Origin of the sequence: Stenotrophomonas sp. CFBP 13724, assembly GCF_014841975.1 — a bacterium.
Taxonomy (GTDB): domain Bacteria; phylum Pseudomonadota; class Gammaproteobacteria; order Xanthomonadales; family Xanthomonadaceae; genus Stenotrophomonas; species Stenotrophomonas lacuserhaii.
In genome coordinates, this window is sequence record NZ_JACYUW010000004.1 from 42,636 (window position 1) to 61,203 (window position 18,568).

Annotated in this window: 9 protein-coding genes; 5 read left to right on the forward strand and 4 right to left on the reverse strand. The window is 67.9% G+C overall.

The genetic code is table 11. The features are described 5' to 3' along the window. Positions 1-102: 102 nt before the first annotated feature. The 3 genes from IFT63_RS15330 to IFT63_RS15340 all read left to right on the forward strand — a co-directional run bounded on the left by IFT63_RS15330 (position 103) and on the right by IFT63_RS15340 (position 9,474). Positions 103-6,612, forward strand: a complete 6,510-nt coding sequence (locus IFT63_RS15330) for a hypothetical protein (RefSeq protein WP_192084989.1) — start codon at positions 103-105, stop codon at positions 6,610-6,612. A gap of 103 nt (positions 6,613-6,715) precedes the next feature. Continuing rightward, positions 6,716-7,237: a hypothetical protein gene (locus tag IFT63_RS15335; RefSeq protein WP_152620509.1), complete on the forward strand. Its 522-nt coding sequence runs from the start codon at positions 6,716-6,718 to the stop codon at positions 7,235-7,237. Between the two features lie 86 nt (positions 7,238-7,323). Then, positions 7,324-9,474 carry a S46 family peptidase gene (locus IFT63_RS15340; protein ID WP_042612006.1) on the forward strand — a complete coding sequence of 717 codons (2,151 nt, stop codon included), beginning with the start codon at positions 7,324-7,326 and terminating at the stop codon, positions 9,472-9,474. A 48-nt stretch (positions 9,475-9,522) separates the two neighbouring features. On the opposite strand, the gene IFT63_RS15345 is transcribed toward IFT63_RS15340, so the two are convergent. Continuing rightward, entirely contained in the window at positions 9,523-10,098 is a 576-nt protein-coding gene (locus IFT63_RS15345) for a hypothetical protein (RefSeq protein WP_192084990.1), read from the reverse strand. Between the two features lie 113 nt (positions 10,099-10,211). Between IFT63_RS15345 and IFT63_RS15350 the strand changes: the two genes are divergently transcribed. Together IFT63_RS15350 and IFT63_RS15355 are read left to right on the forward strand one after the other, a co-directional pair. Next, positions 10,212-13,658 carry a PAS domain-containing hybrid sensor histidine kinase/response regulator gene (locus IFT63_RS15350; protein WP_192084991.1) on the forward strand — a complete coding sequence of 1,149 codons (3,447 nt, stop codon included), beginning with the start codon at positions 10,212-10,214 and terminating at the stop codon, positions 13,656-13,658. Between the two features lie 206 nt (positions 13,659-13,864). Continuing rightward, on the forward strand, positions 13,865-14,620 hold the full coding sequence (locus IFT63_RS15355) for a hypothetical protein (RefSeq protein WP_192084992.1): 756 nt from the start codon (positions 13,865-13,867) through the stop codon (positions 14,618-14,620). Between the two features lie 15 nt (positions 14,621-14,635). On the opposite strand, the gene mntP is transcribed toward IFT63_RS15355, so the two are convergent. From mntP to acs, 3 genes are all read right to left on the reverse strand, one after another. Next, positions 14,636-15,211 (reverse strand): manganese efflux pump MntP, encoded by a 576-nt coding sequence (gene mntP / locus IFT63_RS15360; protein ID WP_042612039.1) that lies wholly within the window; start codon positions 15,209-15,211, stop codon positions 14,636-14,638. Between the two features lie 379 nt (positions 15,212-15,590). Next, entirely contained in the window at positions 15,591-16,256 is a 666-nt protein-coding gene (locus IFT63_RS15365) for a response regulator transcription factor (protein WP_192084993.1), read from the reverse strand. A 116-nt stretch (positions 16,257-16,372) separates the two neighbouring features. Continuing rightward, complete coding sequence (gene acs / locus IFT63_RS15370; RefSeq protein ID WP_192084994.1) at positions 16,373-18,316, reverse strand: acetate--CoA ligase; 1,944 nt, start codon at positions 18,314-18,316, stop codon at positions 16,373-16,375. Between the last annotated feature and the right edge of the window lie 252 nt (positions 18,317-18,568).

Genomic DNA, 18,568 nt, shown 5'->3' on the forward strand with positions numbered 1-18,568 from the left:
CGGCGATCGCGTTCGATGGGCGGGAAATGAAAGGCGAAAAGAACGGCGAGGGCAAGAATCTCGCTCCGGCTGAAGCCGGACGCCTTTCCATCGGATCGTTCCATGATTGCCTCCCCCTCGCTTGTGCCCCCTTCTTCCTCTGCGCCGCGGGTTGTCCCGTGCGCCGAAGCCAGCCACCCGAACGCATCATCGGCTCGCGCGGAACAGCATTCCACGCCGCAGCGTGTCATCAACCTGCCACGGTATACCCCGAGCGGATCGCCTGCGCCTGCTTCACTGCAGAAGGCGCGGCTGGCCGCTGAGCTGCTGGCACTGCCGCTGACCTCGTCCGATCTCTCGTTAAAGCAGCACCTTTGCGCCTGGCTGCAGCATGGCGCGCAGCCCGGGCATGACGAACACCAGCTGCATGAAGCGCTGCGATGGCTGCACGCGCCGTTCGGCGATGCGGTGGCCGCCGCTTACGGAAGCGCGTCGCGCGCGCTGGTGCCCTACGTGCTGGATCAGTTGCTGCTGGCACTGTTTCCCACCTTGCAGGACGCGCAACGCCAGCAACTGACCGCTGATATCCGCATGCATGCGCAGGACGTTCCGCTTGCCACGTGGGCGCGCGCACTGGCCCTGCCGCGTGATGGGCAGGGTGGTGAAATGCGCCTGCGCGCGTTGCACGACGCCGAGCACTGGGCGGCGCTGCGCACGGAGTTGACAGCTACCCCTGTGCCGGGCAGCGGCCTGGCGCAGGTCGGCCTGGCAACCGCGGCACTGGGCACGGCGGCGATGGTATCTACGCTCATGCCTGCGGTCGCCGTGCCGGCGCTGTTGGCCGGCAGCGCGGGCTTCCTGGGTATCACCGCGCAGGCTGCAGTGTCCGATGCCACCGCGGCACAGGCCGGGGAGGTGCAGTCCGATGTGCTGCGAGAGCGTGCCGATGCGGTGCTGCAGACGTTGCTGCCGGCGTGGGACGGCGCGCAACGGGATGCCTTGTATGCGATCTGGGCTGAACGACCGAATGACCGCTCATTGCTGATGGTCAGCCTGCAGGCCACGCAGGCGCTGCAGGACGCCGACGGCTGCATCGACAGGGCGCTGGGCGTGGTGAAAACGGCCTCCCGGTTGCCGCCCGCCGTGCCCCCGGCAGGCGACCGGGCGGCCGTCGCCGAAGCGCTGGCACGGCTGCTCGCTGGCTTGTCGCCGCCGCAGTCGACGGTGGCGGCCGGCACTGCGCCGACCGATAGCCAGCCATTGCGCGGAGTATTCCCGGCCGGCCGCGCCGAGCCGGTGCGACCGGCCTCGGTGGGGTTGTTCGAACTGGCGCAGCACACCGCACGAATGAACTACCGCGCCATCGTGGAGCGACAGATCGACCAGGTCGGTGCAGACCCGGAAGACACCCGCACGACGTACCAGCGTCGGTGCGCCAAAGCCGGCCTGCGCCTGCTGCATGCGCGCTCGATTGCCCCTGGGCCTGGGCGCCTGGACGCCATCGCGACCGCCCGGGCGCGCGTGGACAACCTGCGAAATCAGGCACCGCTGATCGCCCAGGCGCGCGCAGGGAAGGCCCAGCAGGCGATGGCGCTCAACCGCCTCGCTGCGGCGCATCCGGTCGCGACGGCGAGCACCCCGGCACAGGCCATTGCACCGGACCTGCCACGGACGGCACGCACCGGTGCGCTTACCGAACCGGGCTCGCTGGAGAGGGCGCCTTACGACGTCGCCGGCGTCTTCAGCGGCATTGCGGCGATCGCCATGCGATTGCGCGCGGACGCCGTCGCACCGGTCGCGGGCGGCGCGAGCGAGCCGCAGGCGCTGACGCCCGCCGCCTCGCCGGCTGCCAACGCGACGGCGCCGGCCAAGGCACAGGCGCGGCTGCGGCTGCTGCTGGGTCTGATGCCGGAAATCGCAGGCGACGGCCAGGAATCGGCGATCGCCGACTACCTGGACCTGCCGGCAATGACGCGCGGCGGGCCATCGACCACCGTTCGCGCCGAGCTGGCGCGGGCCTGGGGCGACCACCTGCAGGAGCAAGCAGAGGCCGGGAGAGCCCGGAACACCCTGAGCGCGGCCGCGGCCGATCTGGTGATGCAGCTGGTGGAACAGGACCGCCAAGGCACGCCGGCCGGCGCGCATGCAGTGGGTCGTTTTGACCTGCGGCTGCTGGTGGATGGCAGCGGCGAGGTGGCCGTGCCCGGTGCGGTGGTGATCACCGGCAAGCCCACCGATACCTCCCCGCGCAGCGCGAGCGGGCCGATCGTGGTGATGCTGCCGGGGATCGGCCTGCTTGAGTACGCTCCGGGGGCACTGGACACCCTGTTGCGCGACATGGACGCCCATCCCGTGCTGCGTGCGGCGCTGTATGGATTGATCCCACTGGGGCGCCTGCAGCCGGCACCCGGTGGCAGGGGCCAGGTCACGCTCGGGGTCACACCGATGGACGCGGACCGCACCGGCGAAGAAGTGATTGAGCGTGTGCTGCAGGGTGGCATCGACATCCGACGTGCGGGCGCGCAGCGGGCGCAACCGGTGCGGCCGCTGGCGGATCTGGTCGGCCCCTACGTAGCGGCGGCCGGCGTGGTGGAACATGCGCTGGCACAACTGGCCGACCATGGCCTGCTGCAGGCACCCGTGCAGGACGCCGGGCGCGCGCTCGGCTTGACCACGGCATGGATCGATTATCTGGACGCGCTGGTCGATGCGCCGACAGTGCCCGGCCTGCAGTCACCACAGGATTACGCCACCGGCGATCAACTGCAACGGCATATTGGTGAGCGCCTGCAGGCGCACCTTCAAAGCATCGGCATCGACGCCGCGCCAGACGAGATCCGCGTGCGCTGGCAGCAGGTCCACTACCGCCCGGAGCCGGTCGGCTTGCCGCACAACCCGGCCGGGGCCAGGCTGCTGCCGCCGATCCAGCATGATCTCAGCCTTGCCGAGCTGGCCACTCGCAACATCGGGTTCGTCGACATCCCGTTCGGCGCCGGCGCGCAGGCGTTCGACAGGCATGGAAAGGCCCTTCCGTCTCTGACCCCTGCGCTGATGCGCGAATGGATCCGGGGACTGGACCTGGATGGATCGTATCGGGGGCACCTGCAGCAGCAGTTCGACAGCAGCCAGCGCGGCGGCCCGGGCGACCTCCGGTTGCGCGCCTTCCGCCACACATTCCCGGCACGGATCGCGCTGGAAGAACAGCTGGCGTTTGCCCATCAGCGCCTGCAAGGCCCGTCCGTGCTGCGGCAGATGCTGGCGCACCCGGGATCCCGGGCAGTGGAACACCGGGGCAGGGTGCAGCAGGTGCAGGTTGGACCGCTCACGCTGATCACCCATGCCGTGATCGATGACACGTATGTGTTCGATCGCAACTCCGTGCTGCCCGGCACCCTGGCCGTACGTACCGGGGATGGCCGCGTGGAGGCCTACGTGGCCGGCCTGCACCCGAGCCCGTTCCTGTCCGCCGACAACGAGGCCGAGCTCAACGCCCTGTTGGCCGGCCACGCCATGCAGGACTGGCTGAAGGCCCATCTGCCGGCCGCCAGGCACCGACAGGACATGGAAGAGCCGGGCACCTGGTCGGAACTCTCGGTGACCCCGGACCAGGGCGATGTACTGGACGCCTGCTACCGGCGTTGGGCCGGCCACCTGCAGCGGCAAGCCGATGATCTGGTGGTCTCTGACCAGGAGCAATGCGGGAGGGACATCCTCGACGTGCTGAGCGGCGTATATGAGTTCGCCGAGAACCTGCTGCCGCTGCGCCTTGAGGCGTTGTCGATGGCGGCCCGTACCCTGGCGCCGCTGCTTTCCCGGAATGGTGTCTCCGCGCGGGCCGGCCGGCTGGCAGCGGAAACCGCGCTGCTGCAGTTGTTCAGCCATGCCGCAACCGGCACGACGCTGGGGGCCGCGCCGAACCGGCCGTTGCTGGCTGCCGGCGTACCGCGATCATTGCGCCAGCAGGCCAGTCTGGCGCGCCCGGTATACATCCAGGCCCGGCAGGGCGACTACCGCATCCCCGAAGGCAGCCGCACCGCTGCGTCGGGCCTGGCGGTGCTGCTGGACCCTGTCACCGGCCAGCCGGCGGGGGGCGTGGCGCGCTACGACAGGAAGACCCTGCAGTGGCGGATCGAACCGGCGCAGCCCAGCCGCAGCGCGGACTACTCACACCTGGAAGAGCACCTTGACGACCACCGACTGCGTCGCCTGAGCACCCAGGGCAATGGCGTGTACGACCTGGATGGTGCGCAGTTCGTCCGCATCGACGGCGGCTGGTTCCGCACTGAGGTGCGTTCCGAACTCGGGGGTGGCCGCTACCTGATGGCACCCGGTGGCCGCGTCCGGAGTGATCTGCTGCTGGCCCGCGTGGATGGCGTGTGGAAGGTGACCCAGCGGCCGCGCGGAGGATTGCGCGGAGGCGCACCCGGCACGCAAGACACGTCCGATCTGGCCGTGCTGAAACATGCGGTGCCGGCACCGCGGCTGCTCGACGACACCGCCATCCATCGCGCGCTGAGCGTGCATGGCCCGCTGGGCGGGCAGGTCGGTGCCAGCCTGCGCCGCGACCTGCGTGACAGTGCACAGCAGGCGATGGTGGGGCGTATCGGGGCAGGCAAGGCCTCCTTCGAAGCACCCGGGTTCGGCCCAGCAGGCCGCATGGCCATGCTGTGCGCACTCGCCAGCGACCCGCTGCTGGGACAGGGCCGGCGCATCGAGCTGTATACCGGCTCGGCGGCCACCGGCCAGCGCCGCATCGTGATCGGCAGGGGCGCCGAGCCGTTGTTCCGGCTCCAGTTGTCCTCTGAACTGCCGACTCTGGAGCAGGTGATCGTGCTGCTCAATCCGGACGTCGTAGCGGCGGCATTGAAGCTGCCAGCAGGTACCGCGCCAGCGGCGCTGGTGGACCCGGTCACCGCTCACCTGCAGCGTACGGTGAAGCGCCATCGTGACGACGTGCAGGCATCCCTGCGCACGTTGGCCGACGATATCGACGCGGCGCAGCCGGCGGTGGCTGCCCTGCAACTGCAGTTCGGCCTTGACCGCGGGCTGGCCGAGGAGGTGCTGCAGCGGCAGCCCGAGCTCACCGGTGCCGTCCTGCGCTACCAACGGCCGCAGCAACTGGTTGATGCCATCGCCGACGCATTGGCACGGCAGGGCGAGCGCACGCTGCGGCAGGCGTTGCTGGATGGGCGGGTGCCGTCGGTCGATGCGCTGACGCTGCTGCAGGATGTGCTTGCTGCCTTGCTGCCCTCGTGGAAGATCGTGAGCGACCTGCATCCTGAGGGCAGGCCGCAGTTGCACATGGCGCTGCAGCCCAATGCGCGTCGAACGCATACGCTCGTGTTCGGCGCCGATGGCGTGCGGGTCAGCGGCCACGCGCAGCCCTACGCGAAATGGCAGCAGGCGGTCAGTGCGGTGCTCGGCACCGAATCGGCGATCGCGCTGCGCAACGCCAACGGGCTGGGAAGCGCGGTGGCCGAACGGCTGCGCGCGCTTGAAATGGCCGCCCCGACGGCACGCATCCAACAGCACCGCCACGCCGTGCTGCAGACCGCGGGCCGGCCCGCCTGCCCGACCGCGGCAGGCAGCTGCCCGGCCAGTGCGCGCCGCCCGGACCAGAACGACCTGGAGCGGCAGTTGAATCTTCGCGACACGGCCGTGAGCCTGCGACGGGACGCCGCAAAGGCGCTGGACGACGCACTTGGACAGGCACGTGCCGCAGCGCGTGCGTGGTTGGCAAAGGACACCTCAGGCACGGCGGCGCGTTCCTGGCGGGGAAATAATCCGCCCGGCAGCCATGCCGGTGACGATGCGCGTCTGAGGGATTTCATCAAGGCACATTGGAAGTCCTCCGCCGCTGCACCGCGGGAACTCTCTGCCTTCGTGCAGGCCTTCGCTGCGCGCGAGGCGTTGGGCACGGCCAACATCCTGGTGGCCGACGTCTCGCTGCGGATCGACGGACGCCCCCTCGCCTGGGACAAGCCGGCATTCGTCTCAAGTAGCCAGTTGGGGGGCAGGTACGGGTTCTCGAAGGTGGAGGGGGTGAAGGTGCAGAAGGTGATGGTGCCCGCGCGCCGGCGACCGGGCCACGAAGGCGTCGCCACGCCGGGGCAAGCCGATTTCGAAGCACCGCAAGCGTTGCTGCACCGGGTCATGACCGAGGACCATCCGTTCGGTCGCTACGTGGTGGAACCGCGCGCCCAGCTGCCGGGCAGCGCGCCCCAGGGCGTCCCGGACACCCAACTGCACTGGATCGGCAGCGAGGCCGACCTGCAACATCTGCTCCGCACCCACGTCAACATAGGCGGTACGCAGCTGCATGTGGGTGACCCTGTCTACCTGTCATCGGTGCGCCGCTGCACCGAATCGCAGTTCCTCAATGAAGTCGCTGATGCGGTGGAGGCGGAGTTGCCCGGCGTGTGGCAGCGGCCGGAGATGCTGGACCGGGTGACCGGCTCGGTGGGCCTGTTTTCAGACAGGGTGCCCTGCCTGAACAACTGCCAGTTGCTGATGCAGGCGGCAGCGGAGACATTGCCGGGTGTGGACATCAAGATGAGCTATGGCGATCCGCCGGGCCATGGCGGGGTCATCCGGCCGCACAGGAACCCGCCGCGCCTTTTTCCGCTGCCCTGAGCCCGGATCTGCACCATGACAGGTATCGCTCATCGGCCTCGTCGGTGCTCTCCGGCAACGGCCCCTGGCCTTACGCTTTCCACTCACCCATCTGGTTCATTCCATGACCTCCATCGATTCCATGCCTCCCCCGATGCCGCCACAACACGTTCCTGCCCAGCACCCGGCTCCTACCGGGCCGCTGGCGGCCCATCGCGCTGCCATCGAGAGCTGCATCGCGCAATGGGAGATCGACCAGCTGCTCGACGCCGACGGCATCGCCGGACTGCGCGGCCTGCTGGCTTCCACGCGTGTACCGCCGGACGCACGCTTCGATGCGTCGCAGATCGACCCGAGCGGGCAGTGGGGTGATAACTGGCTGCAGCTGACCGCCGCCATCGATGGTGATGTGATCTACCTGGGCCCCGATGCACAGGAGCAGGTGCTGCTGCCCTGTGCGTTGGACGCCATGACCCTGGCGCCGGATGTGGTGGTACTCAAGGTGGAACGTCCCGAGGACGATGGTGTCTTCGATGTGACCCGCCTGGACGCGACGGTCTGGTGGCGGGGGGCCGCCTGGACGCTGCAGTTGACCGATCACGGCGATGGCAAGTGCCTGGTGCAGCTGTCCGGGCTGCCCGACTGACCCTCGGGTGCCCAACGTCCGGAGGTTGTCGTGCGGGGCATGCAGAGGCTAAGGTCACGGGCTGACCTGATCCGCCGGATGCCCGCATGTTTCTCCGCAGAACCCTTTCCGTCTCCCTGGCCCTGGGCCTGTCCATGGCGGCAGGCGCACATGCCGATGAAGGCATGTGGATGCCGTCCCAGCTGCCCGAGCTGGCCAAGCCGCTGAAGGCGGCCGGCTTCAAGGGCGATCCGGGCGCACTGGCGACGGTCACCGCACCACCGCTCAGCGCGGTGGTGCGCGCAGGGGGCGGCACCGGTTCGTTCGTCTCGCCCGATGGCCTGCTGTTGACCAACCATCACGTGGCAATGGGGGTCATCCAGTACAACAGCAGCGCCGAGCACAACCTGATCGACGACGGTTTCATTGCGCGTGACCGGGCCGACGAGCGGCCATCCAACCCGGATTTCCGCGTGCTGGTCACGGTGGGGTTCGACAAGGTCACCGACCAGGTGCTGGCGCAGGCCAAGGGCAAGACCGGCCGCGCCTATTTCGATGCCGTGGACAGGGCCAGCAAGCAGATCGTGGCCGAGTGCGAGCGCGCCGGCGATGTGCGCTGCAGCGTGGCCGACATGTACTACGGCACCGACTTCTACCGTATTTCCCAGCTGGAACTGAGCGACGTACGGTTGGTCTACGCACCGCCGCGGGCGATCGGCAACTATGGCGATGAGATCGACAATTTCATGTGGCCGCGGCACACCGGTGATTTCACCCTGCTGCGCGCCTATGTCGGCAAGGATGGCAAGCCGGCCGCGTACAGCGCCGACAACGTGCCGTACCAGGCACCGGCACACCTGCAGATGTCGTTGCAGGGCCCGAAGGCGGGCGACTTCGCGATGCTGGCCGGCTACCCGGGAATCACTTATCGGCACCGCACCGCGGGCGAGTTCGCCAGCCAGATCGACAGCGTGCTGCCGCGCCGCGTCGCCCTGTTCCAGCAGATGATCGATACCATCGAGGCGGCCACCCAGGGCGATGCGCAGGCGCGCACCCGCTATGCCTCGCAGCTGCAGTCGCTGAAGAACAACCGCAAGCGCGCCGCCGGTGAACTGGAAGGCCTGCTGCGCAGCGACGCGAAGGCCCAGCGCGCCCGTGACGAGCAGGCGATGCTGGCCAGTGTCGATTCCCGCTATCGCGGTGATATCCAGGCCCTGCTGGCCACGCTGTCACAGGGCGCCTCGGTGGGTGAGCGCGACCTGCTGCTGGACCAGATCGCCAGCCAGACCCAGCTGCTGCGCTCGGCACTGCTGCTGGAGCGCCTGCGGCTGGAATCGGCCAAGCCGGATGCCCAGCGTGAAAGCGGCTTCCAGCAGCGTGACCAGGCGCTGATCGAAGGGGTGCTGAAGCAGGCCCAGCGGCGCTATGCCCCTGCGGTGGAGAAGGCCTTGCTGGGCGCGCTGCTGGGCCGCTACCAGCAGTTGCCGGACGCGCAGCGCCTGGCAGAGTTCGATGCTGCCTTCGGGCGCACTCCGCAGTCGCTGGGCAGCGCGCTCGATGGCCTGTATGGACGCACCACCCTGGGTGATGAGGCACAGCGGCTGTCGCGCTTTGCCGCGGCGCGTGAGGGCAAGGCGCTGGCGCCGGATCCCCTGCTGGCCCTGGCCGGCCCGCTGGTACAGGCGCAGCTGCGCGTGGAAGGCGAGCGCAAGACCCGTGAGGGTGAGAGCCTGCGCCTGCGCCCGGCCTACATGCAGGCGCTGTTCGCCTGGCGTGCCCAGCAGGGCCGGGCGGTCTACCCCGACGCCAACCGCAGCCTGCGCATCAGCTTCGGCAAGGTGGAAGCGCTGAGTCCGCGCGATGGCGTGCATTTCGATCCGGTGACCACCGTGGCCGGCATCGTGGAAAAGAACACTAATGCGTATCCGTTCGATGCACCGCGCCCGCTGCAGGACGCCATCGCCAAGGGCGACTTCGGCAGCACCGCCGATCCGGCGCTGAAGACCCAGACGGTCAACTTCCTGACCAACCTGGATACCACCGGTGGCAACTCAGGCTCCCCTGTTCTCAATGCCAAGGGCGAACTGATCGGCCTCAACTTCGACAGCAACTGGGAATCGGTCAGCGCCAGCTGGTGGTTCGATCCGCGCTTCAAGCGCGCCGTCCACGTGGACATGCGTTACCTGCGCTGGCTGCTGGCCAAGGTCTATCCGGCCCCGGCACTGCTGCAGGAGATGGGTGTGCCGGCGGAGCAGTGAGCGGGCAGGGCAGGCGGCGGCCCCGCACCGCCCCCGGTACAGGCTTGCTCAATTGCTGATGAACGTCAGCAGCAGGCGACGCACCGGCGCTTGCATGGCATCGAAGGTCGGCTGACGGTACTCCGGGACATCCAGCGGGTTGTTCGGATCCCAGCCGATGGCGTTGCTGCCCGGGCCTGGTTCGAACACGGGTGGGGCGGTCAGGGCGTTCCACGCACACACGAACAGGCCGTGCACGCCCTGGTCCCAGCCTTCCACGATGCGCACCGATGACAGCGTGAGTCCCTGCCTGGCGCTGTCCTGGACCAGATCGGCGCTGATCGTGTCCACCAGCCGGGTAGTTTGCTCGGCCGTGCGTTCCTGCACCCATTCCCACGTGGCCGCTGCCAGTGCGCGCTCGACGAGCAGGCGCACATCCGCTTCCGGTGTCGCGGCCGCATGCTGCAGCGGCGCATTCGCTATCCGGCCTGGCATCGCCGGAGGGTCCGCCGCGACCCCGATCGCCCGAAGATCGGGATGGGTGCCGCGGAGCGCGGCAACAAGCACCGGGAAGGTTGTCTGGACAGGGGCGGTCGAATTCATGGCGATCCGGGCATCAGGACGCAACGGCAGGCGCTGCAGCACGACAGCGTGCGCTTCTGCCACGGCCACGGCTTTCATCGAGCGCTTGCCCGCGCGCAGGCTGGCCGCGGCCCAACCCACTACACTGTCGGCACTGCCGCCCCGGAAGACCGCCTTTGGTTTCCAGCTGGATCCTGCTGCTGGTGTCTGTCGCCTATGCTGCGCTGCTGTTCGGCGTGGCGTGGTGGGGTGACCGACGCCCGCTGTATCCGGACCGGCCCTGGCTGCGCCCGGTGGTCTACAGCCTGGCGCTGGCGGTGTACTGCTCCTCGTGGACCTTCTACGGCGCGGTCGGCACCGCCGTGCGCAGTGGCATCGGCTATCTGTCGATCTACATCGGCCCGCTGCTGATGATGCTGTTCGGCTGGCGCATCATCGAGCGCCTGGCGCTGGTGGCGCGCAGCCAGAACGTGGTCTCCATCGCCGACTTCATCTCTTCGCGTTTCGGCCGCTCGCGGCGACTGGCGGCGCTGGTGGCGATCATCGCGCTGATCGGCGTGGTGCCGTACCTGGCGCTGCAGTACAAAGCCGTTGCGATGAGCCTGCAGGTTCTGACCGGCGACAGCGGACCGACCGGCTACTTCAGTGATCCGGCGTTGTACGTGGCGCTGCTGATGGCCTTGTTCGCTACCTTGTTCGGTACCCGCCAGGTGGACGCCACCGAGCACCACCACGGCATGATGCTGGCCATCGCGCTGGAATCGGTGATCAAGCTGCTGGCGATGGTGGCCGTGGGCGTGTTCGCCTATCTGTGGCTGAGCGAGCGCACCGATGCGGTGGTGCAGTCGGCGCATACGCTGTTCACGTCGCTGCCCCCGGTGGGGTTCATCTCGCAGACCCTGCTCAGCTTCCTGGCCATCGTGTGCCTGCCGCGGCAGTTCCACGTGGCGGTGGTGGAGTGTGGCGATGTACGTGACGTGCACCGCGCGCGCTGGATGTTCGGCGGCTACCTGGTGGTGATCTCGGCGATGGTGATCCCCATCGCCACGGCCGGCGTCACCCTGTTCGGTACCGGCGGCACGGTGGCCGACGATGCGATGGTACTGGCCCTGCCCCTCCACGAGGGCCGCAACGCGCTGGCGCTGGTGGCCTATGTGGGGGGGTTCTCGGCGGCGACCGGCATGGTCATCGTATCGTCCATCGCACTGGCCACGATGATCAGCAACGACCTGGTCATGCCGGTGCTGCTGCGACGCAGCGGGGGCACCGGCGAGGCGGCGGACGTGGCATCGCGGGTGTTGTGGATCCGCCGCCTGGCGATCCTGTTCCTGGCGCTGATCGCCTATACGTACTACCGCAGCAGCGGCAACGACAACTCGCTGGCGTCCTATGGCTTGATGGCGTTCGCGGCGGTGGCGCAGTTCGCGCCCGGGCTGATCGGTGGGTTGTACTGGCGAGGGGCCAGCCGCCGCGGCGTGGAAACCGGCATCGTGCTGGGCTTCGCCACCTGGATCTACACCCTGCTGTTGCCCGCGCTGACCCAGTCCGGCCTGATGGATGCGGCGTGGTTGAGCGATGGGCCGTTCGGCGTGGCATGGCTGCGGCCGCAGCAGCTGTTCGGCATGAACGGGTGGGATCCGCTGACCCACGGCACGTTCTGGTCGCTGCTGGTGAACGCAGCGACGATGATGCTGGTGTCGGCACGCTGGCGGCCCAGCGTCGACGAGCGCCTGCGCGCGGCACCGTTCCTGGACCCGTATGCGCAGCGGCCGTCGGTGGCCAGTGGCTGGCCGGGCCACGTGCACGTGGGCGACCTGCTGGCGCTGGCATCGCGGGTGGTGGGCGAGCGCCATGCGCGCCGGTCGTTCTTCGAACAGGCGCAGTCGTTGGGGCGCGAACTGCAGACCCAGGTGCCGGCGGATCGGCCCTGGGTACAGTTCACCGAACGCCTGCTTGCCGCCTCCATCGGTGCCGCGTCGGCCCGCCTGCTGCTGACCAGCCTGCTGCGCGGTTCGGGCATGGACCTGGGCGAGGTGGTGGCGGTACTGGACGAAGCCGGCCAGGAGCTGCGTTTCAATCGGGAAATCCTGTCCACCACGCTGGAGAACATCAGTGCCGGGGTCAGCGTGGTCGACCCGGACATGCGGCTGACCGCATGGAACCGGCGCTACCAGGACATGTTCGGCTATCCGGACGGCATGCTCTACGTGGGCCGCCCGGTGGCCGACCTGATCCGCTACAACGCCGAACGCGGTGAACTGGGCGAGGGCGATATCGAACGCCAGATCAGCCGTCGCATCCGCTACATGCGCGCCGGTTCGCCGCATGTGTTTGAACGTACGCGCAGCGATGGGAAGGTGATCGAGATGCGGGGACAGGCGTTGCCCGGCGGCGGCTACGTCACCAGCTACAACGACATCACCGACTACAAACACGCTGAAAAAGCGCTGCTGGAAGCCAATGAGACACTGGAGCAGCGAGTGGCCGAGCGCTCCAATGCTGCCGAGGCGGCGCAACAGTCCAAGACCCGCTTCCTGGCGGCGATCAGCCACGACGTGCTGCAGCCGCTGAATGCGGCGCGGCTGTTCGCCTCGGCGCTGCGCGAAAGCCACCACAACAACGAAGAGCAGCGCCATCTGGCCGAGCGCGTGGACGCCTCGCTGCGTGCCGCAGAGGAACTGCTCGATGGCCTGCTGGACGTTTCGCGACTGGACGCTGGTGGCCTGAATCCAGTGATCGGCGAGTTCGATGCCAGCGCCCTGATGCGCGAGCTGGCGGCGCAGTATTCGCCGGTCGCCGCAGGCCGCGGATTGCGCCTGGACCTGTTCGCGCGTCCGGCCTGGGTACGCAGTGACCGCCGGCTGTTGCGGCGGGTGATGCAGAACTTCCTGGCCAATGCGCTGCGTTACACCCGGCAGGGCCGCATCGTGCTGGCCGTGCGCCTGCGTGGCGAGGAAGTGGAACTGCAGGTGTGGGATACCGGTCCCGGCATTCCCGAACACCACATGCAGCAGATATTCGATGAGTTCCATCGCTACCAGCAGCCCTTCGACTGGGGCGAACAGGGGCTGGGGCTGGGCCTGTCCATCTGCCAGCGTATCTCACGCCTGCTCGACCATCGACTGAATGCACGCAGCCGGGTGGGTAGCGGGTCGATGTTCTCCATCACCCTGCCACGGGTAGCGGCGACCCCGGGTGCCAGCGAGCAGGAACTGATGGCCGCGGCGGCGCCGGCTTCGCGTCCGGATTCACTGGCCGGCATGCGCGTGCTGTGCGTGGACAACGATGAGGAGATCCTGGATGGCATGCGCGCGCTGCTCGGACGCTGGCAGGTGCAGGTGATCACCGCCAGCACCGTGGACCAGGCGCTGGAGAAAATCACCGCGCACCCCGACGTGATGCTCGTCGATTACCACCTGCATGACCGCCTGGATGGCCTGGACACGCTGGTCGCGCTGCGCGAGGCGGCTGGCAGCGACCTGCCCGGTGCCCTGCTCACGGCTGATGGCCGTGATGAGCTGAAGCGGATGGCACGCGACCGCGGCTATCGGGTGCTGACCAAGCCGATCAAGCCAGCATCGCTGCGTGCCTTCCTGGCCGCTTACGCACGTTCGGACAACTGAGTCGCCGCCATCGAAGCGTTGCGCGCTTGGTGGTGGCAGCCAGGCTGGCTGGCCGGTATACAGAGCGTTTCTGCGGCGGACGATAGACCATGCATGTGTCCTCAACCGGGCCTGTGCCGAGCGCATCGACGGCCACGCCATGGACATCCACGGCATCGACATCATCATCGCTGTGCGGTGCGCTGCAGGGTGTGCTGAACACTCCCGTGGATTCGCCGCGCGCACCCGTCTTGGCGGTGGCGCTGGGTGGGGGCGCAGGTGCGGGCCTTTCGCTGCTCTGCAACGGCAGCAGCCGGCTGCTGGGGGACACCGTTTTCAGCGCTGTACTGGGCCTGATATATCACCAGTTCTCGCGCGACCGCTACCTTGATGACACGGCCCACCAGCAGCGGTGGAGGGTACTCAACGAGTTCCCGAAGATGCGAGCATGGCTGCAACACAACAATGTCCGCTTCAGTGACCGGGCCGAGGTCAAGCAGCTGCACGCCTGCATGCAGCGGTTGACGCAGGGCATGGTGGATCACTACCGCGCTTACTGCGTGCAGCACGGCCTGTTCTGCGATCCGCAGGCGATCCACGCCATCACCCGATTCTGCATGGCGCAGTGCCTGGACCGGGGACCGTTCATGGCGCTGCAGCCGCACCAGGGCCATTACTATCTGGCGGCAATCGACGAGGCGTCGGCAGACGCGCTCACCCGGGAGCTGAAAGCAGGCCGCCCCGCCTGCCTGGCGTTCCGCCAGCGCGGCTGCATCTTCATGCAAGGAGAGCTGGCATCGGCTCCGAGTCCGGATCGCAGACCCGCGCAGCAGGTGTTGCCTGCCGCCGAACGCGATATCCGCCCGCCGGCGGACTGTTACCGGCCCACCGTGGAATCGGTGGTGACCATCCGTCATCGACGCACCAGCAACCTCCCCTTGGATGGAACCCCACGCCGGCCAGGCCGCTGGTGGGAAGGGTGAACCGCGCGGTGCCGGTCACGCAGCGCCGCTGAGGTGCTCGTACAGGATGGTGGCGCCGATGATCATCAGGATCACCCCGCCGATGATCTCCGCGCGCTTGCCGACCATGTCGCCGAGTACGCGGCCAAGCATGATGCCTGCGGTGACCATGACCAGCGTGCACAGGCCGATGACCGCCGCCACCACGCCGATATGCACATCCATGAAAGCCAGTCCGACGCCCACGGCCATGGCATCGATGCTGGTGGCCAAACCGGTGACCGCCAGCTGCCAGAAGCCATGGTGGCGCTGCGGGTCTTCGTCGGCATCATCGTGCTGCGGACGCAGGCCGTTGACGATCATGTGCAGCCCCAGGGCGATCAGCAGGCCGAAGGCGATCCAGTGGTCGAAGGCCTCCACGTACTCCAGTGCCGCGCGCCCGAGCATCCAGCCGATCACCGGGGTGATCGCTTCGATGGCGCCAAAGATGAGGCCGGCGCGCAGTGCATCGCGGAACACCGGCCTGCGCATGGCGGCGCCCTTGCCGATCGCCGCAGCGAAGGCATCGGTGGACATGGCAAAGCCGATCAGGAGGATCGAAAGAGGGGACATGAAGTTCACGACAGGTCGGGCGAAGACGGACGCACGGCCCACGTTCGCGCCCAACCTCTCGTTGCGCACGCGGGCCGCTGGTCTCGCCAACCAAGATGGTTGCCCGCACCACGGCGCACTGGCCGAGCATGTTGATACGGGCGTTTCCTGCAGCAGGAAACCGGCTACTCCCCAAGGGGACGCGAAGCTTAGCACCGGGGTCCCGGTCTGTGGCGTCACCCTGCGATTGCGCAGGTGAAGCTGGTTTTCATAGCTCAGGCTATATCGCGACCTGGTAGCGCCGAGTCGTGCTCGGCGAGCGCGCAGCGCGGCCTGCTGCACGCAGCGGGATGCCGGAACGGAAAGCCGCCGAGCATGGCTCGGCGCTACCGGAGGCGGCTCAGTCTTCCTCGGGCGGCAACACGATCTGCTCGTCGTCGATGGCCAGCTTGCCGGCCATCAGCACGGCCTGGGTGCGGTTGGTCACGCCCAGCTTGCGCAGGATGGCGGTGACGTGCGCCTTGATGGTGGCCTCGGACACATTCAGGTCGTAGGCGATCTGCTTGTTCAAGCGCCCCGCGCCCAGCATCTGCAGTACGCGGAACTGCTGCGGAGTGAGTTCGCGCAGGCGTTGGCCGACCTCGCGCTCTTCGCGGCCGGTGGGTGGCTCGCTGTGCGCCTCCGGCGGTGCCCAGGTTTCGCCGTCCAGGATCATTCCCAGCGCATGGCCGATGGTGTCCGAGTCAGCCGATTTGGGGATGAAGCCGAACGCGCCATGATCAAGCGCACGGCGCATCACCTTGGGTTCCTCGCGCGCGGACACCACCACCACCGGCAGGTGCGGGTGCAGCGAGCGCATGTGTACCAGTGCATTGAATCCCTGCGCACCGGGCATGTTGAGATCCATCAGGACCAGGTCGGCGTCGTTGTGCTGGTCAGCCAGCGCGTACAGCGCTTCCACGCTGTCGGCTTCGAACAGCTGGACGCCGGGGATGACGCGCTTCACGGCGCCCCGCAGGGCCTCGCGGAACAGGGGATGGTCGTCGGCAATCAGGAGGGTGGGCATGGGATCAGCTTACGGAAAACAGGAGGGCAGGGGCGGACACAGCGCGCTTCGCCACGCGAAAGCAGCTGGATCCAACGTGCGGACCGGGCCCTCCTCCCGGTCCGCCGCGTGGCGCATTACTTGACCTTGCGTTCGTCCACCAGCGAGGCCACCACCGACGGATCGGCCAGGGTAGAGGTGTCGCCCAGCTGATCCGGCGCGTTCTCGGCGATCTTGCGCAGGATGCGGCGCATGATCTTGCCCGAACGCGTCTTCGGCAGGCCGGGGGCCCACTGCAGGTGGTCCGGCGTGGCGATCGGGCCGATTTCCTTGCGCACCCACGCCACCAGTTCCTTGTGCAGTTCGTCGCTGGGCGCCTCATCGGCGATCAGGGTGACATAGGCATAGATGCCCTGGCCCTTCACCTCGTGCGGGAAGCCGACGACGGCGGCTTCGGCCACCTTCGGATGCGATACCAGCGCGCTTTCCACTTCGGCGGTGCCGATGCGGTGGCCGGATACGTTGATGACATCGTCGACGCGGCCGGTGATCCAGTAGTAGCCGTCCTCGTCGCGACGGCAGCCGTCGCCGGTGAAATAGGCGCCCGGATAGGTGCGGAAGTAGGTATCGATGAAGCGCTGGTCGTCGCCGTACACGGTGCGCATCTGGCCCGGCCACGAATCGCGGATGATCAGGTTGCCTTCGGTGGCACCGTCCTTGATCTCGCCATCGGCATTGACCAGGGCCGGCCGCACGCCGAAGAAGGGCAGGCTGGCCGAGCCCGGCTTCAGGTCCACCGCACCGGGCAGCGGGGAGATCAGGATGCCGCCGGTTTCGGTCTGCCACCAGGTATCGACGATCGGGCAGCGGCTGTCGCCGACCACCTCGTAGTACCAGCGCCAGGCCTCCGGATTGATCGGCTCGCCGACGCTGCCGAGCAGCCGCAACGACGCGCGCGAGGTGCGCTTGACCGGCTCTTCGCCTTCGCGCATCAACGCGCGGATGGCGGTCGGCGCGGTGTAGAAGAGGCTGACGTTGTGTTTGTCGATCACTTCCCAGAAGCGCGAGGTGGTGGGGAAGTTCGGCACGCCTTCGAACATCAGCGAGGTGGCGCCATTGGCGAGTGGTCCGTAGACGATGTAGCTGTGGCCGGTGACCCAGCCGACGTCGGCGGTGCACCAGTAGATATCGTCTTCGCGCAGGTCGAACACTGCTTCATGGGTGTAGGCCGCATACAACAGATAGCCACCGGTGGTATGCAGCACGCCCTTCGGCTTGCCGGTGGAACCAGAGGTGTAGAGGATGAACAGCGGATCCTCGGCGTTCATGCGTTCCGGCTCGCACTTGGCCGGCTGGCTGTCCACCACATCGTGGAACCAGCGGTCGCGCGGGGCCTGCATGTCCACCGCGCCGCCGGTATGGCGCACTACCAGTACGGTTTCCACCGTGTTGGTGCCGGCCAGCTTGAGCGCGGCATCGACGTTGGCCTTCAGCGGGATCTTCTTGCCACCACGCAGGCCTTCATCGGCGGTGATGATCAGCTTGCTGGCGCAGTCGCTGACGCGATCGGCAATCGAGTTCGGCGCGAATCCGCCGAACACCACCGAGTGGATCGCACCAATGCGCGCGCAGGCCAGCATGGCCACGGCCGCATCGACGATCATCGGCAGGTAGATGGTGACGCGGTCGCCCTTCTGCACGCCGAGGCTGCGCAATGCATTGCCGAGGCGGCAGGTGCGCTCGTACAGCTCGCGGTAGGTGACGTGCTGGGCCGGCGCATCCGGACTGTCCGGTTCGAACAGCAGGGCGGTCTTGTCGCCACGCGTTTCCAGCTGGCGGTCAAGGCAGTTCACGCTGGCATTGAGCTCGCCGTCTTCAAACCACTTGATGTGGAAGTCGGCCAGGTCGTAGCTGACGTTCTTGATGATGCTGGGTTGCTTGAACCAGTGCAGCCGCTGCGCCGCTTCGCCCCAGAACGCATCCGGGTCGGCGATCGAAGCCTGGTACTGCTGCTGGTAGGTGGTTTTGTCGATCCGCGCGTTCTTGGCGAACTGCGGGTCGACGGGATAGAGATCAGCCATGGCGCCCTCACTTGCACGTGGACTTTGATGTGCGGTTGCAGCATGCGGCGCAACCGTTGCCACCCAGTTTGCCCGATCCGTCCCCGCCCGCCACACCGCCGCGCTTAGACCATGGTCGCAAGCCGACAGGCGCAGAGGCTGCGCGGGGTTAACACGGCCCCCGCCCGCTGCACCAGGTACGACTAATGGCCAATAGCCGCCGTGCGTCAACCAGTCGCACCCTCGGCCTCGACCGTGCCCCACGCGCGTCTT